Source organism: Pseudomonas sp. SGAir0191, assembly GCF_002812565.2.
In the GTDB taxonomy this organism is placed as follows: domain Bacteria; phylum Pseudomonadota; class Gammaproteobacteria; order Pseudomonadales; family Pseudomonadaceae; genus Aquipseudomonas; species Aquipseudomonas parafulva_B.
This window is the reverse complement of sequence record NZ_CP025035.2, coordinates 2661813-2679899: the sequence shown is the minus strand read 5'-3', so window position 1 is coordinate 2679899 and position 18087 is coordinate 2661813. Positions and strand designations below refer to the sequence as shown.

Sequence of the window (18087 nt, the reverse complement as noted above, 5' to 3'; positions counted from 1 at the left end):
CCTGCGCCGCCTGATACCAGGTCGTCTTGCCCGCCTGGCGAGACGATCTTGGTGGTGGTGTGAATTATTTCCTGTCTAGCCGGTCAGGTAATGAGTTCCCAACCTAGACCGAGGTGCTCATGCACGCCTTCACTGTTCGCTACTCGCTCAATGGCAATTCGACAGAACATACCTTCGAGTTAGACCAGCGTGGCCTGGCCCTGCACGAAGCGGCGTTGCACCTGATCGTGCTGCATTTCGGCGACGGCGAGAACAGCCTGGTGATGCCCGCAGCCGATGCCACGCCCGATGAAATCCTGGCGCAAGCCCAGGTGCTGGGGTTGACGGATATCGTGGTGGTCTAGGTTGCTCGCTGGCGGACGCTAGGTGGCACTGTCTTGCGCCGCCTTCGCAGGCTAGCGAGTCTCGCGTAGGAGCGGTCTTGTACCGCGATGGGCTGCGCAGCAGCCCCAGGATTTCGGCGCCGCAACTTAGATTGCCGGGGCCGCTGCGCGGCCCATCGCGGTACAAGACCGCTCCTACCGGAAATCGGCTAGCCTTCAGAAGCGGCACCAGGCAGCCGCTTACACTCCTCACCACATCCTTCTCAAGGCTTGCCGTTGCGACGACGAGGCCGTCTTCTACAGCCACCCATACAACCCGCCTGCCCAGCAATGCAGCCACCGCTTGGGGTGTGAAGGAACGCGCCACGCGCGCCAGTGTGGCGGCGTCATAGTCAGCTGCGTTGCTGTGGCGCAGGGCAGCCAGGATCACCCGGCTGATGCCTTCTGCGTCCAGGACGGTCGCCGCTCTGATCACACTTGCCATCATCCTTGTCTCCCTCGATTGCGACGGACGGGCTTCAACCCGATCGAACGCCTGCGCCGACCCTGTTCTCGAAAGCATGTAAGCCTCATCCATTCTTTCGAGGTACGCGGCAATGAACAGAGACCCCATGGCACAGGACGACGCTGACGAGGATATGCCCGTCTCACCGGACCCGTCGGTAAACCCCGACAACCCGACCATACCCGATCCGGACGATGATCCGCTTATGAACGAAGAGGAGGGTGGTGACTGGGAGGATACCGAGCAGCCGCCCATGGATGTGAATACGCCCCGAGAATAACAGGCGTTGTTCAGTTTTCAGCCATTCCTCGCCGCCTTGGCTAAGGTGCCGGCGGCGACAGCTCTGACCAGACTCATGCTATTTCAGCGCCTCAATCAGGAGAATGCGTATGCCAATCGATAACAATGGTCCTGCAGCACCCTACCCAGGCCCGGCTCAGAACACCCCGGACACCGGTGAGGGTCATGGTTCAGGCCTTGAACAGGCCCCTTCGGAACCCAAGCAAGGCGCCGCCCAGGCAGGCGGCGAGCGCCCCGAGGACTGGAACCCACCCCCCGGAAACCCCGGCTCCGACCAGGACAGCCAGGTGCCACGCGACAACGGTACCGCACGCACCCATGAAGACCCTGGCGCTGGCGATGCAGCGCTCGAGGAAGACATGAAGGACGTGCAAGCCAACAACTCTGTTTCGCAAGAACATCCGTGATACTGGCTTGAACCCGAGGCGCTGGGGCTGTCCACAGCGCCTTTGGGCAACGCTAGCGGCCGCGCAGCAAGCCTGCCAGCACTACCGTCAACGCAACCGCCGTCCCCATGGCCAGCACGATGGTCGGCATGACCCCCAGCGCTTTCATCAGCCCCGACAACATCAGGTAGAACGCCAATACACCCACTGCGCCAATGGCATTGCCGCGCACCATGGCCGCCATGCCCGCGCGCCCATTCTGCACATGGGCAAACACCATCAACGGCCAGGCGATGACGGGGATCGGCGCGAGCATGCCGCTCGTCTGGGGTCCAAGCCAGGCGGCTAGGTGCGTGGTGATCATCAGCAACGCCGTTGCCGAGACCATGCGCAAGGGAATTTCCCAGTAACGATGCCGTACACGTGCCAGGGTTTCAGGCTTGGGCTCGCGCCCGCTGGCGATAATCAGCAGTACGATCAGCCCCAGCGCCACCCCTATCGACACGTACAAATGGCCCCAGTGCGTAAGCACATAGGCGACCAAGCCGTAGAAGACGATCGCCAGGCCCGCAGCAGCCCCGATGGCGAGCCTGCGTGTGGCATATAGATAGAACGCGTAGGTAGCGAGCACGGCTGCCAGCCCCCCGAGTGCACCAGGCACGGCGTTCAGGGCAAAGTCCGTCCCTTGCTCCAGGCTCAGGAAGGTCATCACCAGCCCCGAGGTAATGGGCATGCCCGCCAGCAGTCCCCCTAGCAGCCCGCCCCAGCGCCTGGACGCGAGAGAAATGGCCCACATCAGCAAAGGGGTAATGGCAAGTTTCAGGTAGAACAAGGTCATCGCGGCGCGTTCCGGCTCTCAAGACAGTGCCGACTTTACCCTGTTGAATGCCCGGGTGCCCGCCACTGATGCCTACCAAGGGATGTTTCGACCGTCCCAGCCCCAGAAGCTACCCGTAACGTTCGGTCCGAGACGCCCGATCAGTTCCACGATGCACTGCGCGGCAAACGTCGTCTCGAACAGTTTTCCCTCAGGCACATTGCCCTGGAACGGCCTTGATAGTTCTGTGTCCGTGGTGCCCGGGTGCAGGGCCAGAACAGTCGCATTCGGGTTCAGGCGCTTGAGTTCGATACTGGCTGTGTGCAGCAACTGATTGAGCGCCGACTTGCTGGCCCGGTAGCTGTACCAACCCCCCAGACGGTTGTCGCTGATCGAACCCACACGCGCGGACAGTGCCGCGAAGGTTGCAGGTTGCTTGCGCAGCAGAGGCAGCAGGTGCTTGAGCAGCAGAATCGGGGCGAAGGCGTTGGTGGTGAAGCTGGCGTGCAAACTGGCAAGGTCCAACTGCGCCAGAGACTTTTCGGCCTTGGCGTTTTCCTGGTGCAGGATCCCCAAGGTACTGATGACAACGTGCAAGTGCGCACATCGCTCGCCGGCTTGCGCGGCCATGGCGGCCAGGCTGGCCTCCTCGCGCGCGTCGCAGTCCACTAGCAATATACGATTCGGATGAGCGTCGGCCAGCGCCCTCAATGCCGGATTCTGCGTGGCATGGCGCGATACAGCGATCAGCTGATCGACGTCTTCGCGCCTCGCCAGCGCGTTGCACAGCGCGAGCCCGATTCCACGGCTGGCCCCGCAGATCAGTACGCAGGCTTTATCGTCCAACCCTGGTATGAGACTCATGACAAGCACACTCTGGCCATCGTTTCGGTCATGGGTAGACCGCCTTAGTCATCCGAATTTCCATCGATATGAGGTTCAGCCGTCGGTATCCGGTTCGCCACCCCAAACGGCACGTGCACCATCGGCAAATCGCCCGCAGGCGAGTGCAGGTGGCTGCGCTGGTCATCAAAGAAGACGTGGGGCTTGAGAATCGACAAGACGCGCGGTTTCTCCATGCCACCGAGAAAGAAACACTCGTCGGGCGATACGCCCCAATCTTTTAGAGTTGTCACCACTCGCTCATGGGAAGGTGCATTGCGCGCCGTCACGATGGCGATACGCAGGATGCGCTTGTAGTGGGGGTCATCTTCGAGCTTGCGATCTTCGAGAGTGCGAATCAGCGACAGTTTGCGGTACAGGTCGGCCAGGGGACCAGGTGTATGGGGAACGCGCTGGTGTGCCTGCTCGTGGGCCTGGAACTCATCCAGGCTGTTGCCACGCTTGTAGACGCTTTCGGCTTCGTCGTCGGCGATCACGCCATCGAAGTCGAACGCCACGCGCAGCTCGGTATCGATTTCGTCATCGTAGATGCGTGTCGGCAGAACACGGCCTGCGGGGTAATTGGCGTCGATGGCTTTCTGTACGTCCTCTTCGTTAGCGCTTAGAAACAGCGATGCGTTGAACGCTGGTATGTACTCGTACGGTGATCGACCCGACATGAACGCGGCGCGGGTGATGTCCAGGCCGTAGTGGTTGATCGAGCGAAATACCCGCAGGCCTGTTTCTGGCGAATTACGCGATAGCAACACCACCTCGACGGGCAGCTGCTCGGGGAATGCCTGGTTGATACGCAAAAAACGACGGATAAACGGAAACGCCACGCCTTTGGGGAAAGGCTCATCCAGGTTCTGTTCCTGGTGCCGCCGGTACGCTTCGACGCCGTCCTGGGTGTAGATGTCGTCCGAGACGGTCAGGTCGAACAGCGCACTGGAGGCAACGCCAATCACCAGTTTCTGTTCGATGGAGTAAGGCATGGGAGACTCCCTAGGGCCCCGGCAGAGGCGAAAAGTCAGAGGGGAATATAATCGTTACGCGAAACGACAGGTTTGTGCGGCCCTTCGACCAGGTGCACGTACAACCCGTCTACGCAGTCGATCGCCAGGCAGTCGTCCACGCTCAGCACGGCATCGGTATGCGGCTTGAGCCAGCCGGTTTGCATGTGTTGCTTGCCCAATGCCTTGGCATCGGACTTGTTGCGGGCGCTGACCAGCACGTAGCGGTGCGCTTCGCCGAACACGCCGCGTTCGTAGCCGCCCAGGTTGATGAAGTACAGGCGCAGCGCACCACGTTTTGCCGGGTGGGGGTGCAACTCCACCCGCATGCCATCCACGCCGTCGACTTCCAGCCAGGCATCGATGTGCAGCCCCTGCTGGCTGCCGAACCATGCGTCGCGCAGTTGCGGATAGGCCTGTTGCAAGTTGGGTGCCTGGGCGAACACCATGTCGTGGACCTCGATCTTGGCCCCTGCGTGGCGTCCCCCCAGCATGACGATATAAAGCATGAGGTTTCCTTGATGAACCGGTCATCGCAGGGCGTCATTTTGCAGCATCCGCAGGCGGCTTCAAGCGCAGTGCTTGGCGCCTGAGCACAAGACGGCTAGTGTGGGCGAACCTTTGACTGCGAGATAGCAAGATGCGCACTCCTTTTCTGTTCCTGGCGATGCTCTGTGCACCCCTGGTGCAAGCCGCCGAGCACTGGACCTTGAATGACCAGTTCGACCAGGCGTTCACGTTGGACGACAAGACCCGCGTGGTCATGGTTGCGCGCAGTATGGCCACTGCACGGTTGGTCAACAATGCGGTCGAGCACACGCCAGAGGGCTATCTTGAAGCGCGGGGCGTAGTCTTTGTCGCGGACATCGAGAAGATGCCCAGCATGGTGGCAGCGGTGATGGTACCTGCCATGCGCTCGGCCAATTATCGGATCTTGCTGGATCGGGACGGGGAGGTGGCCAAGGGCTACGGCGGGGACCGCGAATCGGTGCAATGGCTGGAGGTTCAAGACGGCAAAGTGATGGCCGAGCAGCGGTACAGTGATTTGCCCAGTTTGAGGCAGGCGTTGGTGAAGATGGCTGGGCGGGTGGCGGGAGGGTGATACACGGGCATGAGGGTTGATGCACGACGTACAAGCGTCTGGATTGGGAGCGAGGGCACCTTTCTTACCGCACAAGGGTATTACCGCATCACGCTGAGAGCTCAGCGATATGTTGCAACGGACCGCGAAGCAATCCAGCATTCAGGCTTCCCAGCTCAAGTGTGTGACACCGCTCACCCAGACCTCGCACGGCCATTGTAGGAGCGGCCTTGTGCCGCGATGGGCCGCGCAGCGGCCCCGGCGATATGAGCTGCGGAGCTGAAATTCTGGGATTGCTGCGCAGCCTATCGCGGCCGGTCCGGCGCCCCGGCGATATGAGCTGCGGAGCTGAAATGCTGGGGCCGCTGCGCGGCCCATCGCGGCACAAGGCCGCTCCTACCCGGAAATCGGCTAGCCTCCATAAACGGCGCTAGGCCGTTTACCTCTGCATGGTCTAGGCCTGCGCTATCTCAGCCAATACCGGACCAAGGTAGATACCATCTTGACCCTCAAATCGCACTTGCGAGGTGAGGATCAAGACGGTATCTACACCGGTAAAGAGTAGCCTTCGAGGGATGTGCCACGATTCATCACGGGGCATAGCTAGATATTGATGCTTCCAATTAGAGAAAGGCTGAATTGAACAATAGCCTCCCAGGCTCCCTCAACCCGCCACCATGGCAAACCCCACACCAAACCGATTCCACGCATTGATCGTCGCGATAGCCAGCGTCAGATTCACCACCTCGGCTGGCTCGAAGTGCTCCAGCAATGCCTCATACTCCCCCTGCGGGGCGCCACAATCGGCCAGCCGGGTCAGGCTCTCAACCCAGGCCAGCGCCGCTCGCTCACGCCCCGTGAAGTAGGTCGTCTCCCGCCACACACACAACGTCTGCAGGCGCGCCTCGCGCTCGCCGGCCTTGCGCGCGTCGTTGGCATGCAGATTGACGCAGTATGCGCAGCCATTGATCTGCGACGCGCGTAAGCGCACCAGTTCAAGCAGATCGTGCTCAAGGCCCGTGCGGGTCAACGCCTGCTCCAGGGCTGCCATGGCCTTGTAGGCGTCAGGGGCTTGTTTCGACCAGTCGATGCGGTGTTGCATGGCGCTCTCCAGAAACGCTTTAGGGTGGCGTCACAATACCCTCGAGCACCGATACGTCCGATAGCCAATCCGCTCATCTTCGGGGAGGCCAATCCTGCCATTCGCATCCCCACTGACAGGCATCCAATCTCTTCATTTCTGCCACTGCCACCGACTCAGGATAATGACCCGTCCCATCCAAGGAGATCGAGCCATGCCAGAAGTCCGTTTCATGCGCGAGGCCCTCGAACTGGCACGCGCCAACATCGCAGCCGGAGGCCGGCCGTTCGGTGCCGTCCTGGTGTACCAAGGCCAGGTTGTGGCGCGCGGTATCAATGAGATACACCGCTCACAAGACCCGACCACCCATGCCGAGATGCAAGTCATCCGCCAGGCCAGCCAGGCGCTGGGGCGCGCCCGTCTTGACGGCGCCCAGGTGTATGCCAGCGGCCACCCATGCCCCATGTGCCTGGCGGCCATGCACCTGTGCGGTATCAGCCAGGCCTGGTTTGCCTATGACAACGACGAAGGCCAGCCTTACGGGCTGTCGACCGCTGACCTTTACGCGCAGATGACGCGTGCGCCCCAGCAGCAGTCATTGCCGCTGCGCGCCTTCAAGCCCGACGACGAAAGCGGGCTGTACGCTCAGTGGCAACAGGCCAACGATCAATGACAGTAGTCTGGAGAGCGATGCTGGTCGTGCTGCTGGCCTTGAACCTGCGCCCCATCCTGACCAGCATCGGCCCTTTGCTCGAGCCAATGCGCATCAGTACCGGCCTGGGTTATCAGCAAGCGGCATTGCTGACGGCGCTGCCGGTGTTGTGCATGGGGGCGGTTCCGTTACTGCACCCTTGGTCACGCCGATGGCTGAGCGAACATGCCGGCATGCTCGGTGGTTTGGCGGCCATCGCGCTGGCGTGCCTCTGGCGGTTGCAACTTCAAAGTGCCTGGGCACTGGTTGCCAGCGCCGTGCTCGCAGGCTTGGGCGTGGCGGTGGTGCAAGGCATGATGCCAGGGCTGGTCAATCGCTGGTTTCCAGGGCGCCTTGCTGGCGCAATGGGCCTGTACTCGGCTGCCTTGATGAGCGGCGGCGGGCTGGCTGCTGTGCTGGGCCCGCACCTGGCCGAGTATTCCGGGCAATGGCAAATGGGCCTAGAGGCCTGGGCCGCACCGGCGATGCTTGCCATGCTGGCATGGCTCATCCTGCGGCCACGCAACATACAGTCCCCAGTGTTCAAAGGAAACGGCGGGCACTGGTTTGGCCACCGACGGGCCTGGTTGCTGGCCGTGTACTTCGGTTTGATCAATGGCGGCTACACCAGCATGGTCGCCTGGCTGCCAGCGTTTTATCTGGAGCAGGGTGGCAGCGCACAGGGAGGCGCCGACCTGGTGGGGCTGATGACCATATTCCAGGTACTGGGCGCATTGGGCCTGCCGCTGCTGCTCAGGCGCTGGGTGGATCGGCGCCCAGGCCTTGCGCTGGCGCTGTCGATTCAGCTGGTGGGGTTCATGGGGTTACTGATGGCACCCACCGCCGCACCAGGGCTTTGGGTAGCGTTGATCGGGTTCGGGCTGGGCGCCTGTTTCAGCCAAAGCCTGACCCTGACCCTCGAACATCTTCCTACGCCAGCCGAAGCCGGCCGCCTGGCGGGTTTCGTCCAGGGTATCGGCTTCATCATCACCGGCTGTGTGCCGTACATCGTCGGGTGGCTGCGTGCGCTCGACGGTGATTTTCAAAGCGCGTGGACCGTGCTCACGGCCAGCGTGTTGACGATGCTGCTGGTGACGATAGCCTTCAGCCCACAGAGCTACGCGAAGGCCTTAGCTCGACCCGTCCCGGTCGATAACGTCGATGCCCTCAGCTGATTCGCCGCAGCGTATCGCGCAGTCGGTCGAGTGCTGGGTCGATGTCGAGCATTTCAATGGCACCAAAGCCCATCAACAGCCCCGGCCGCACTGGCGTTTCATTGAAGAACGGGGCGAGTGAGTAAATGCCCAGGTCGACCTTGCGTGCCTGTTCGACCAGGTGCTCCACGTCGAACCCCGTTTGCGCCAAGGCACTTAGATGAAACCCCGCCTCGGCGGGAATGGCCCTGAGCCAAGGGGCAAGGTCGTCGTCCAGACGCTGCAACACGCGATCGCGACGCGCGGTGTATATCTCATGGCAACGGCGGATGTGCCGGTTCAGATGCCCCTGTTCCACGAAGCGGGCCAGGGCCCACTGCAGCAGGGTCGGGCTGTGCCAGTCGCTCAATTGCTTGGCTACGCAACTGGCCTTGAGCACGGCTTCTGGCAAAACGGCATAACCCAGGCGCAACTCCGGGAGCAGGGTCTTGGAGAACGTGCCGACGTAAGCCACAAGGCCCTGGGTGTCCAGGCGTTGCAGCGCATCGGCCCTAGGCCCCAGATAGCGGAATTCGCAGTCGTAGTCGTCCTCGATGATCAGCGCACCCAACGCGGCTGCCCGGGCCAACAGCGCTCGCCGGCGTGTCTCGCCCATCGGCATGCCCAATGGGAACTGGTGCGAAGGCGTGACATAGATCAGCCGCGTGCCCTCGGCAATCTGGTCAACGCACAAACCTTCTTCATCCACCGGCACCCCCTGCAGCTGGGCGCCCAAGGCCAGGAACAACTGCCGTGCCGGCGGATACCCCGGGTCCTCCATGGCGACCTTGCAGCCAGGCTCCACCAGCACCCTGGCGATCAGGTCCAGGGCCTGCTGGGCGCCGTTGCACACCAGGATATCGTCAGCCGTGCAGTGCACGCCCCGGGCGTAGGCGATGTGGTGGGCGATGACCTCGCGCAGTTCCGCAAGGCCCTGGGCTGGGAAATGCCGCTGTAGATGATGCTGGCTTCGCCGCACGGCGTAGTTCAGGCAGCTGCGCCACAGGTCGAACGGGAATAGCGCCTTGCTCGCCACACCGCCGATGAAGTCATAACGCACCCCCGATTGCGCGTGACGTTGGCCCAGTACGGTGGCGCGGGATTGCCAGCGCCTGAGCGACGCATCGCCGGCAAGGGTCAAGGCGCTTGGCGGCGCGCTGCGCTTGGGTGCAAGCGCATTGATGAACGTACCCCGGCCGACTACCGCGCTCAGCAGGTTGTCCTGGGTAAGGCGTGCATAGGCGTCCGCGACGGTCTTGCGCGACACTCCCAATTGCTCGGCCAGCAAGCGGCTGGGCGGCAACTGGCTGCCAGCCGCCAGGTGACCGCATTCGATACCTGCGCGCAACTGCGCGTAGAGCTGGGCAGCCAAGCCTTTGCGGCCCTCCAGGCGAATATGCAGTTCCATGGAGCATTCCAAAGCAAGAGAGCGCTCAGGATAGCGGATTGCGTACGGCGAGGTGCCTGCTCACGCCGCAGCAAGACTGCTTACGCCCTGGCCATGCTCACCGTGATGTAGCCTTTGCCCGAGAGAATGATGCGGATGCGGGTTTCGTCGGCAGGGGCGCTACGGCAGCGCTTGATCTGAACCCCTTCCACGACGGCGGCCTTCATGTGATGGGTGATGGCCCGGCCCCGAGCATCGAAAAACGCTTCGCTGGCGAGCAGTTCGATTCGCTCGATCAGTTGCCTGGATGGCTCGTCGGTGACGCAGAAGAACATGACGCCAGAGAGATGAGGGTCCTGGTCTGGGTTGGCCAGGTCATGGGTGAGCAGTTCGCGCAGGTGGCTGCGCAGTTCGGCAAGAAGGTGCGGGTTGGCGAGCATGCGCACCGTCCTGTGTGGGGGCGACTGCGTCGATCATGTTTTTTGCTCTGCCAAGCGACAAGTAGGACGGTTCCTAGGTTGGCCGGTGAAAAATCCCAATCAAGTAAATGGGCGAAGATGAAGCTTACCCAGGACGAGATGCACAAGGCGGCAGGGGGTGCCTATCCCTCGTTCGCCCCGGCGCGCTCTTCTGCGTGCCTGAGCGCCTCTTCGACGATCTCCACCCAGTGCCGAGCCGCGGTGCGCCCTGCGCCATTCAAATGCACCTGGCAGCCGATGTTGGCGGTGGCTATCTCGTCCGGTTGCCCGCGTTCCAGAGCGTCCAGGCGGCTGTCGCGCAGCTGCCTGGACAACCCTGGCTGGGTCAGCGAATAGGTGCCTGCCGAGCCACAGCACAGGTGGGCATCGGTGACCGGAGTCAGGGTAAACCCCAGCCGGATCAATAGCGCTTCCACAGCGCCACCCAGTTTCAAGGCATGTTGCAGAGTGCACGGACAGTGAAACGCCAGGCGCCGTCCGGCGGGCACCGCCAGCTGCTCGATGGGCGCATCCCCCAGGACTTCCACCAAGTCACGGCACAGGCTGCTGACCCGCGCCGCCTTGGCTGCATAGGCCGGGTCAGCAGCCAACAGGTGAGCATACTCGCGCACGAACGCGGCGCAGCCGCTTGCTGGGATCACGATAGCCTCGACGCCCGCCTCAATGGCTGGCCACCAGGCATCGATGCGCCGCCGTGCGCGCTGCAAACCTTGCGCCTGGGCGTTGAGGTGGTAGTCCACTGCTCCACAGCAACCCTCGGCCGGTGCAGGGGTCACGCTGATACCGAGGCGATCGAGCAGGCGCGCCGCCGCAGCGTTGGTCGCCGGTGACAATGCCGGTTGCACACACCCCTCGAGCATCAGGACACGGCGCGGATGGCGCAGCGCCGGGCGCATCAGGCCAGCCGCCTTTTGCAAAGGCACCTTTTGCTGGACCTGCGCCGGTAGCCAGGGGCGCAGGGCTTGGCCAGTTCGCAGCAGGGCCTTGAAAACGGCGGGGCGCACCATCGCAAAGCGCAGGCCGTGACGTAACAGGCGCTGGCCCAGTGGTCGTGGCACCTGCTGCTCCACGACGGCCCGGCCAATGTCCAGCAGGTCGTGGTAACGCACACCCGACGGGCAAGTGGTTTCGCAGCTGCGGCACGACAGGCATCGGTCCAGATGAGATTGAGTACTGGTAGTGGCGGGCTGGCCTTCGAGCACCTGCTTGATCAGGTAGATGCGCCCGCGCGGGCCATCGAGCTCATCGCCAAGCAGCTGGTAGGTGGGGCAGGTCGCTGTGCAGAAGCCGCAATGTACGCACGCGCGCAGGATGCGTTCTGCCTCCTCGGCGCGCTCGAGTGTGCGTGCGCTGTCACTCAAGTTGGTCTGCATGGGCTGCCCTCAGAGGTCCGGGTACAGACGGCCAGGATTGAAGATGCGCTTGGGGTCCAGTTGGGCCTTGAGGCTCCGGTGGTAGCGCATCAGCGGCTCCGACAAGGGCGGGTAGGGGGCCTGGCCTGGGGTGAGGCACAGCGCGTGGCCACCCGCCTGTTCGGCGATGCGGTGAATGACATGGGCTGGGGCGTCTGTCCGCAGCCAGCGCTGGGCGCCTGCCCAGTCCAGCCATTGGGGTCCCGGCAGCTGCAGTTCCCCTGTTGCGAGGGGCAGCGACACACGCCACAAGGGCTCGCTGCCCTGGGTGAAGAATGCCAGGCGCTGCTCACGCAGTTGCGTCCAGAACTCGCCGTCCACGTACTCGCCCCCCAGGCGCCGGCGGGCCGACGCTACCGAACCCTCGCCACCTTCCAGGCGCACGAACACTGCTTGTCCATCGTGGCAGGCACCACTGAGCGGCAGTGGTTCCGAGCCCCAGCGCGTGAGCGTGGCCAAGGCCTGGCTCCGATCCATTCCAAGGCGCAGGCTTACGCAGTGCCGCGGCACGGGCAGGACTTTAAGCGACACCTCGGTCAGCACACCCAGGCAGCCGAAACTGCCTGCCAGCAACCGTGAAAGGTCATACCCGGCCACGTTTTTCATCACTTGGCCGCCGAAGCGCAGCACGCTGCCCTGGCCTGTGATGACCTGTGTGCCCAGCACGAAGTCACGGACCGATCCTGACCAGGGCCGCCTGGGCCCGGACAAGCCAGCCGCCACCATGCCGCCCAAGGTGGCACCCGGGCCCAGGTGCGGTGGCTCGCAAGCCAGCATCTGCCCCTTTTCCTGCAACGCCGCCTCGATGTCGCGCAACGGCGTACCGGCGCGAGCTGTCAGCACCAGCTCCGTGGGGTCGTAACTGACGATGCCGCGATGGCCGCGTGTATCGAGCACTTGCCCGTTGACGGCATGGCCGATCATGGCCTTGCTGCCACTGCCCTGGATGCGCAAGGGCGTACCGGCATCCAGCGCCTGGCGAACCTGCTCGAGCAACGCCTGGCTTGCATCCTGGTCCGTGCCCATCAAAACCGCTCCAGCGCAGGGAAGGGCAACTGCCCGTGGTGCACGTGCAGCGCACCGAATTCGGCGCAGCGGTGCAGCGTGGGAATGTTCTTGCCAGGGTTGAGCGAGCCCTGCGGGTCGAATGCAGCCTTGACGGCGTGAAACACCCGCAGCTCGTCATGGGTGAACTGGGCGCACATCTGGTTGATCTTCTCCCGGCCGACCCCATGCTCCCCGGTGATGCTCCCACCAACGGCCACGCACAGCTCCAGGATTTTTCCACCCAGGGACTCGGCCCGCTCCAACTCGCCAGGCCGGTTGGCGTCGAACAAGATCAGCGGGTGCATATTGCCGTCACCTGCATGGAACACATTGGCCACCCGCAGCCCATGTTCGCGCGCCATTTCACTAATCCGCACCAGCACGCGGGGCAGCTCACGCCGCGGAATCGTACCGTCCATGCAGTAGTAGTCCGGGGACAAGCGGCCGACGGCAGGGAAGGCGTTCTTGCGTCCTGCCCAGAACCGTGCACGCTGCGCCTCGTCACACGCCAGCCGCACCTCGCTGGCACCGGCCTGGGTGAACAGTGTGGCCACCCGTTCGCAGTCTTCGTGCACATCGGCCTCGACCCCGTCGAGTTCACACAAGAGGATGGCGGCTGCCTCCACTGGGTACCCGGCATGGATGAAGCCCTCGGCCGCCCGAATGGCCAGGTTATCCATCATTTCCAGCCCCCCGGGAATGATGCCGGCGGCAATGATGTGGGCAACGGACCGCGCGGCGTCCTCGACCCGGTCGAAGCTGGCCAGCAGGACCCGTGCCACGGGTGGCTTGGGTAGCAGCCGCACGGTCACCTCGGTGACGATCCCCAGCATGCCTTCGGAGCCGGTGAACAGTGCTAGAAGGTCGAACCCAGGGCTGTCGAGCGCATCGCTACCCAGGGTCAGCCGTTCACCTTTCACGGTAAACACCTCCAGTTTGAGGATGTTGTGAACGGTCAGACCGTACTTCAGGCAATGCACGCCGCCTGCGTTTTCAGCGACATTGCCGCCGATGGTGCAGGCGATCTGCGATGAAGGGTCGGGGGCGTAGTACAACCCGTAAGGGGCGGCGGCCTGGGAAATGGCCAAGTTGCGAACGCCCGGCTGGACCCGGGCGAAGCGGCCTTGGGGGCTGACTTCAAGAATACGATTGAGCCGCGCCATCACCAGCAACACGCCTTTGGCCAAGGGCATGGCACCGCCAGACAGCCCGGTCCCGGCGCCGCGCGCCACGACCGGTACGGTGAGCCGGTGGCAAACCTGCAGCACACTCTGCACCTGGTCTACGCGCTCGGGTAACACCACCAGCAGCGGCACCGTACGGTACGCCGCCAGACCGTCGCATTCATACGGCTTGAGGTCTTCTTCGCGGTGCAGCACCTGAAGGTCAGGCAGTGCATCGCGCAGGCACTGAATCAAAAGCTCGCGATCAACCGTCGGCAGCGCGCCGTCGACGTGTTCGTCATACAGCATCGTCATCTCACTTGGATGCGTTGTTCTTATAGGGTCATGACGAGTGTAGCCCCAGTCTGGACTTAGGGCTTGCGGGGCGGGCTACGACCGGCGCTGGCCACAACGAGGGCCAACGCCGGCGGCAGTCATTGCTGGGCGACCAGAGGGTCGTCCTGGGAGAGGATGGCGCGAGCGAGTTCTTCATCGTTGACTTGCAGGCCGGGGTGGTCCTTGCGTGCTTGCTGCAAGGCAGCTTCCACGTAGGCACCACGAATGGCACCACCGCTGGCGACGAACGCAGACAGCTCGTCACGGGCAGGAATGATGCGTTTGTCATCCTTGAACGTTGAGTACAGCGAAGCTGAGACACCGGCCGAAGTGGCAATGTCGCGGCCGTCGACGCGGGCCATGGCAGCGCCGGCAGGCAATAGAAGCAGCAGTGCGGGTACGAGGGCAAGTTGGCGCATGTCGTGTTCTCCAATAGGTGAAGCCCAGGGGATTACCACTATTGGTGAGAGGCTACGCATGCAGGTGGAGTTCCCTCACCGAAGCGTTAGCCGATGGTCTGCTCAGGCGGGGCAGGGTTGGGCGGGTCAACGGGCCTGGCCAGCATCGACGTCAGGCCTGGATTGACCGCATCGCCATCCGCGTGCTCTGCTCAGCGGCCTACCCCGACAGCCATCGAGGGCTGCACCATGTCCGAGTACACGCTGCATTGTTTCGCCGAATCCGGCAATGCCTACAAGGCTGCGCTGATGCTCGAACTGACCGGCCAGGACTGGCAGCCGGTGTTCGTGGACTTCTTCAATGGCCAGACCCGCGACCCGATGTGGCGCGACGAGGTGAACGAGCAGGGTGAGGTGCCGGTGCTGATGCATGGGGGCACCTGTTTGACCCAGTCGGCGTTGATCCTCGACTACTTGAGCGCACAAACAGGCCAGTTCGGCCCCCAGAGTGAAGAAGAGCGGCGTGAGATCTGGCGCTGGATGCTGTTCGACAACCACAAGTTCACCAGCTACTACGCGGCGCTGCGCTTTTTGTTGTGCCTGAAGCAGACGGGCGAAACCGAGGTGACGACGTTCTTGCGCGAGCGGGCCGCCGCGGCCTACCGCATCGTCGATGCGCACCTGGCCGGCACACCGTTCATGGTCGGCGCGCGGGTGACCATCGCCGACTTGTCGCTGGCCGGTTATGTGTTCATGCCCGAGGATACCGGCATGAACGTGCAGCAGTACACGCACATCGAAGCCTGGAAAGCGCGACTGCAGGCGTTACCGGGGTGGCAGCACCCCTACGATCTGATGCCCCGCGTTGCGCCCTGAACGCAAGGCCTGACCGCCTGCGGGCTTTGCTTTCAGCCGTGGGCAGGTGACTTGCCCGCCGAGCTGCCGGCGTATTCGGGCTTTAGATGACCTTGTTCGTCCAGCAGGTAGGCATCCATGACCTCGCGCACTACCGGGCCTGCCACCCGCCCACCGGCTTCGCCGTTTTCGATCATCACCGCCACGACCACGCTGGGGTGCTCGGCCGGGGCGAACCCGACGAACAAGGCGTTGTCACGGTGTCGTTCCAGGGTCTTGTTGCGGTTGTAGCGTTCCCCTTGCTTGATGGCCACCACCTGGGCCGTGCCGCTCTTGCCGGCAATGCGGTATTGCGCGCCGGCGGCGGCAGCGCGCGCGATGCCGCGCGGGTCGTGCATGACCATTTGCATACCCTGGCTCACCTGATCCCAGGCGCGTTTGTCGTGCAGCACGATATCGGGCATGGGGTTAGGGTCGATGGGCGCATCGCCACCGACGGTCATCGCCAGGTGCGGGCGATGCCATACGCCTTTGCTGGCCAGCAGGCTGGTGGCTTGCGCCAGTTGCAATGGCGTGACCTGCATGTAGCCCTGACCAATACCCAGAATCAACGTTTCACCGGGGAACCAGGGCTGTCGGCGGGTCGCGCGCTTCCATTCGGCCGAAGGCATCAGCCCGGCCGCTTCTTCGAACATGTCCAGCGACACCTTCTGGCCAAGGCCGAATTCGGCCATGTAGTCGTGCAGGCGCTCGATACCCAGTTTGTGCGCCAGGTCGTAGAAGTAGGTGTCGTTGGAACGCATGATCGCGGTGTACATGTCCACCCAGCCATCACCGCTGCGGTTCCAGTTACGGTATTTGTGGTCGTAGTTGGGCAACTCGTAGTAACCCGGGTCGAACACGCGGTTGCCCGGCGTGATCACGCCGCTGTCCAGCCCGGCAATGGCCACTTCGGGTTTGACCGTCGAACCTGGGGCATACAGCCCGCGCAGCACGCGGTTGAACAGGGGGCGGTCGATGGAGTCGCGCAGTTGTGCGTACTGCTTGAAGCTGATGCCCTTGACGAACAGGTTGGGATCGAACCCCGGGTTGCTGACCATCGCCAGCACATCGCCGTTGGCCGGGTCCAGCACCACCACCGAGCCTCGGCGCTCGCCCAGGGCCTTTTCCGCCGCCAGTTGCAGGTGGGCGTCGAGGGTCAGCACGATGTCCTGGCCTGGCGTGGGGGCCTTGTGATTGAGCACACGCATCACCCGGCCCTGGGCGTTGGTCTCGACTTCCTCGTAGCCTACGTGGCCGTGCAACTGACTTTCATAGAAACGTTCGATGCCCGTCTTGCCGATCGACTGAGTCCCCCGGTACTCGGTGCTGTCCAGGGTCTTGGCCTCTTTTTCGTTGATGCGGCCTACGTACCCCACTGAATGGGCGAAGTGCTCGCCCAGCGGGTACTCGCGAATGAATTGCGGCTCCACCTCAAGGCCCGGCAGCCGGAACTGGTTGACGGCAATCAAGGCAATCTGCTGTTCGTTCAAGCCCACCATCAAGGTGACCGGCTCGAAGGGTTTGCGCCCGCGTCGCAGGTCCTTGTCGAACTGCTTGCGGTCCTCGTCATCGAGCCCCAGCACCTGGGTCAGGGTGTCGAGCACCTTGGCGCTGTCGCCGCCGGTCCGTTCACGGGTCATGGTCAAGTCGAAGCTGGGCTTGTTGTCGGCCAGCACAGTGCCATTGCGGTCGTAGATCAAGCCTCGCTCGGGTGCGATCGGCAGCACATGGACGCGATTGTTTTCCGACACGGCGCTTTGCTGGTCATGCTGGATGACTTGCAGCACATACAACCGACCAATCAGGATGGCGACCAGGCTGAAGACCAGCGCAGCGCAGGCCAGGAGCCGGCGGTTGACCAGGTGCTTTTCCTTTTCATGGTCCTTGAGTGGGATCGGTTGGGGCATGGGCTCTGTCTGTAGAAGGCTGGGCGGGCAGGCGTTGGTAACGGGCTGGTGCCGGGTGGGGCAGTGATGCTACGCAAGCTGCATGCCCGCCTCAAGGCGCCGCGCAGCGCGGTGAGGTGGGCCGCGCCCAGGCCGCCCGAGCCTGCGGGGCTCAAGCCTGCATGAAGATTTGTTCATCAGCCTGGTTGAGCACCGTCGTGCATGAGCGGGTTGGGCTTCAACGCGCTTGTCAGGCCCAGGCGGGTATACTCCATGGCTTTTTCATGACGGAAGGTGCTCATGCGTCAGGTCCTGCTCATCGTGGACGTCCAGTCCACATTCAGCCCGCCGGAATGGTTGGTCGACGGCCTGCGACTGCTTTCGGCCAACATACCTACCATCGCCTCGGTCGAGTTGCACGATGAGCGAGTGACACCTTTCGAGCGGCAATTGGGCTGGCACCCGGCTGCCCAGGATGAAAGCCTGATCGAAGCCGATCGAGTGTTCATCAAGCATGGTTACGGACCGGGTAAAGAGATGATCGAGTACCTGCGCGGTCTCGGGGTGGAGCGTGTGCTGGTGAGCGGCTTGCAGACCGACACCTGTGTGCTGGCAGCCGGTTTCGCGCTGTTCGACGCTGGGTTGATGCCGACTCTGGTGACCGACATGACCGTCGGCTCCTCGCTGGATCGTTCGGCGAAGATGGGCATCGCCTTGTGGGAGCATCATTTCCGCCAGGTCACCACGTCCGCCGAAGTGCTGGCTGAGCTGGCCCAGCCGGGCAATCCTTGAGGGACCGGCCCGACTGAG

General features: G+C 63.1%; 20 protein-coding genes. 8 read left to right on the top strand and 12 right to left on the bottom strand.

The genetic code is table 11. The annotated features are described in order from the left end of the window. The first annotated feature begins 119 nt into the window (after positions 1-119). The 3 genes from CWR53_RS11970 to CWR53_RS11960 all read left to right on the top strand — a co-directional run bounded on the left by CWR53_RS11970 (position 120) and on the right by CWR53_RS11960 (position 1535). Positions 120-344: a hypothetical protein gene (locus CWR53_RS11970; protein WP_100851610.1), complete on the top strand. Its 225-nt coding sequence runs from the start codon at positions 120-122 to the stop codon at positions 342-344. Positions 345-919: 575 nt separating this feature from the next. Beyond that, positions 920-1108, top strand: coding sequence for a hypothetical protein (locus CWR53_RS11965; protein ID WP_138031817.1), 189 nt, complete (start codon positions 920-922; stop codon positions 1106-1108). 109 nt (positions 1109-1217) lie between these two features. Continuing rightward, entirely contained in the window at positions 1218-1535 is a 318-nt protein-coding gene (locus CWR53_RS11960) for a hypothetical protein (RefSeq protein ID WP_100851609.1), read from the top strand. A 52-nt stretch (positions 1536-1587) separates the two neighbouring features. On the opposite strand, the gene CWR53_RS11955 is transcribed toward CWR53_RS11960, so the two are convergent. The 4 genes from CWR53_RS11955 to CWR53_RS11940 form a co-directional block, all read right to left on the bottom strand. Next, positions 1588-2352 (bottom strand): hypothetical protein, encoded by a 765-nt coding sequence (locus CWR53_RS11955; protein WP_100851608.1) that lies wholly within the window; start codon positions 2350-2352, stop codon positions 1588-1590. Positions 2353-2424: 72 nt separating this feature from the next. After that, positions 2425-3195 (bottom strand): SDR family NAD(P)-dependent oxidoreductase, encoded by a 771-nt coding sequence (locus CWR53_RS11950; protein WP_058603318.1) that lies wholly within the window; start codon positions 3193-3195, stop codon positions 2425-2427. 44 nt (positions 3196-3239) lie between these two features. Next, positions 3240-4208, bottom strand: a complete 969-nt coding sequence (locus tag CWR53_RS11945; RefSeq protein WP_100851607.1) for a 5'-nucleotidase — start codon at positions 4206-4208, stop codon at positions 3240-3242. A 35-nt stretch (positions 4209-4243) separates the two neighbouring features. Further along, positions 4244-4735, bottom strand: a complete 492-nt coding sequence (locus CWR53_RS11940) for a DUF1543 domain-containing protein (protein WP_100851606.1) — start codon at positions 4733-4735, stop codon at positions 4244-4246. A gap of 131 nt (positions 4736-4866) precedes the next feature. On the opposite strand from CWR53_RS11940, the gene CWR53_RS11935 reads away from it, so the two are divergent. Further along, positions 4867-5328 carry a hypothetical protein gene (locus CWR53_RS11935; RefSeq protein ID WP_058603315.1) on the top strand — a complete coding sequence of 154 codons (462 nt, stop codon included), beginning with the start codon at positions 4867-4869 and terminating at the stop codon, positions 5326-5328. 643 nt (positions 5329-5971) lie between these two features. On the opposite strand, the gene CWR53_RS11930 is transcribed toward CWR53_RS11935, so the two are convergent. Then, positions 5972-6409, bottom strand: coding sequence for a carboxymuconolactone decarboxylase family protein (locus CWR53_RS11930; RefSeq protein ID WP_058603314.1), 438 nt, complete (start codon positions 6407-6409; stop codon positions 5972-5974). 193 nt (positions 6410-6602) lie between these two features. Here CWR53_RS11930 and CWR53_RS11925 point away from each other — a divergent pair, with 193 nt between their 5' ends. Both CWR53_RS11925 and CWR53_RS11920 read left to right on the top strand, forming a co-directional pair. Beyond that, positions 6603-7061, top strand: a complete 459-nt coding sequence (locus CWR53_RS11925; protein ID WP_100851605.1) for a nucleoside deaminase — start codon at positions 6603-6605, stop codon at positions 7059-7061. Beyond that, entirely contained in the window at positions 7058-8254 is a 1197-nt protein-coding gene (locus tag CWR53_RS11920) for a CynX/NimT family MFS transporter (RefSeq protein WP_100851604.1), read from the top strand. Before CWR53_RS11925 ends, CWR53_RS11920 begins: the two co-directional genes overlap by 4 nt. Here the strand turns inward: CWR53_RS11920 and CWR53_RS11915 are convergent. From CWR53_RS11915 to CWR53_RS11890, 6 genes are all read right to left on the bottom strand, one after another. Further along, positions 8247-9680, bottom strand: a complete 1434-nt coding sequence (locus CWR53_RS11915) for a PLP-dependent aminotransferase family protein (protein WP_100851603.1) — start codon at positions 9678-9680, stop codon at positions 8247-8249. The genes CWR53_RS11920 and CWR53_RS11915 overlap by 8 nt on opposite strands. A gap of 80 nt (positions 9681-9760) precedes the next feature. Next, the gene (locus tag CWR53_RS11910; RefSeq protein WP_058603310.1) at positions 9761-10099 is read right to left on the bottom strand and encodes a hypothetical protein; all 339 of its coding nucleotides are present in this window, start codon (positions 10097-10099) and stop codon (positions 9761-9763) included. A 161-nt stretch (positions 10100-10260) separates the two neighbouring features. Then, entirely contained in the window at positions 10261-11511 is a 1251-nt protein-coding gene (gene glcF, locus CWR53_RS11905) for a glycolate oxidase subunit GlcF (protein WP_100851602.1), read from the bottom strand. Between the two features lie 9 nt (positions 11512-11520). After that, positions 11521-12576 carry a glycolate oxidase subunit GlcE gene (glcE, locus tag CWR53_RS11900; RefSeq protein ID WP_100851601.1) on the bottom strand — a complete coding sequence of 352 codons (1056 nt, stop codon included), beginning with the start codon at positions 12574-12576 and terminating at the stop codon, positions 11521-11523. Beyond that, positions 12576-14075 (bottom strand): glycolate oxidase subunit GlcD, encoded by a 1500-nt coding sequence (gene glcD, locus CWR53_RS11895; protein WP_100851600.1) that lies wholly within the window; start codon positions 14073-14075, stop codon positions 12576-12578. The genes glcE and glcD overlap by 1 nt, the downstream gene beginning before the upstream one ends. Positions 14076-14194: 119 nt before the next feature. Next, entirely contained in the window at positions 14195-14515 is a 321-nt protein-coding gene (locus CWR53_RS11890; protein WP_027915726.1) for a DUF2388 domain-containing protein, read from the bottom strand. Positions 14516-14743: 228 nt separating this feature from the next. On the opposite strand from CWR53_RS11890, the gene CWR53_RS11885 reads away from it, so the two are divergent. Continuing rightward, positions 14744-15370 (top strand): glutathione S-transferase family protein, encoded by a 627-nt coding sequence (locus tag CWR53_RS11885; RefSeq protein WP_100851599.1) that lies wholly within the window; start codon positions 14744-14746, stop codon positions 15368-15370. Between the two features lie 32 nt (positions 15371-15402). On the opposite strand, the gene mrdA is transcribed toward CWR53_RS11885, so the two are convergent. Then, positions 15403-17298: a penicillin-binding protein 2 gene (gene mrdA / locus CWR53_RS11880; protein WP_100851598.1), complete on the bottom strand. Its 1896-nt coding sequence runs from the start codon at positions 17296-17298 to the stop codon at positions 15403-15405. 279 nt (positions 17299-17577) lie between these two features. Between mrdA and CWR53_RS11875 the strand changes: the two genes are divergently transcribed. Beyond that, positions 17578-18069, top strand: coding sequence for an isochorismatase family protein (locus tag CWR53_RS11875; protein ID WP_078478487.1), 492 nt, complete (start codon positions 17578-17580; stop codon positions 18067-18069). Positions 18070-18087 lie beyond the last annotated feature (18 nt).

Coding starts and splice junctions, on each gene's coding strand:
- CWR53_RS11875 (WP_078478487.1), top strand. CDS start 17,578: ATGCGTCAGGTCCTGCTCATCGTGGACGTCCAGTCCACATTCAGCCCG.
- CWR53_RS11930 (WP_058603314.1), bottom strand. CDS start 6,409: ATGCAACACCGCATCGACTGGTCGAAACAAGCCCCTGACGCCTACAAG.
- glcF (WP_100851602.1), bottom strand. CDS start 11,511: ATGCAGACCAACTTGAGTGACAGCGCACGCACACTCGAGCGCGCCGAG.
- CWR53_RS11950 (WP_058603318.1), bottom strand. CDS start 3,195: ATGAGTCTCATACCAGGGTTGGACGATAAAGCCTGCGTACTGATCTGC.
- CWR53_RS11925 (WP_100851605.1), top strand. CDS start 6,603: ATGCCAGAAGTCCGTTTCATGCGCGAGGCCCTCGAACTGGCACGCGCC.
- CWR53_RS11935 (WP_058603315.1), top strand. CDS start 4,867: ATGCGCACTCCTTTTCTGTTCCTGGCGATGCTCTGTGCACCCCTGGTG.
- glcD (WP_100851600.1), bottom strand. CDS start 14,075: ATGACGATGCTGTATGACGAACACGTCGACGGCGCGCTGCCGACGGTT.
- CWR53_RS11955 (WP_100851608.1), bottom strand. CDS start 2,352: ATGACCTTGTTCTACCTGAAACTTGCCATTACCCCTTTGCTGATGTGG.
- CWR53_RS11910 (WP_058603310.1), bottom strand. CDS start 10,099: ATGCTCGCCAACCCGCACCTTCTTGCCGAACTGCGCAGCCACCTGCGC.
- CWR53_RS11945 (WP_100851607.1), bottom strand. CDS start 4,208: ATGCCTTACTCCATCGAACAGAAACTGGTGATTGGCGTTGCCTCCAGT.
- glcE (WP_100851601.1), bottom strand. CDS start 12,576: ATGGGCACGGACCAGGATGCAAGCCAGGCGTTGCTCGAGCAGGTTCGC.
- CWR53_RS11915 (WP_100851603.1), bottom strand. CDS start 9,680: ATGGAACTGCATATTCGCCTGGAGGGCCGCAAAGGCTTGGCTGCCCAG.
- CWR53_RS11940 (WP_100851606.1), bottom strand. CDS start 4,735: ATGCTTTATATCGTCATGCTGGGGGGACGCCACGCAGGGGCCAAGATC.
- CWR53_RS11890 (WP_027915726.1), bottom strand. CDS start 14,515: ATGCGCCAACTTGCCCTCGTACCCGCACTGCTGCTTCTATTGCCTGCC.
- mrdA (WP_100851598.1), bottom strand. CDS start 17,298: ATGCCCCAACCGATCCCACTCAAGGACCATGAAAAGGAAAAGCACCTG.
- CWR53_RS11885 (WP_100851599.1), top strand. CDS start 14,744: ATGTCCGAGTACACGCTGCATTGTTTCGCCGAATCCGGCAATGCCTAC.
- CWR53_RS11965 (WP_138031817.1), top strand. CDS start 920: ATGAACAGAGACCCCATGGCACAGGACGACGCTGACGAGGATATGCCC.
- CWR53_RS11970 (WP_100851610.1), top strand. CDS start 120: ATGCACGCCTTCACTGTTCGCTACTCGCTCAATGGCAATTCGACAGAA.
- CWR53_RS11920 (WP_100851604.1), top strand. CDS start 7,058: ATGACAGTAGTCTGGAGAGCGATGCTGGTCGTGCTGCTGGCCTTGAAC.
- CWR53_RS11960 (WP_100851609.1), top strand. CDS start 1,218: ATGCCAATCGATAACAATGGTCCTGCAGCACCCTACCCAGGCCCGGCT.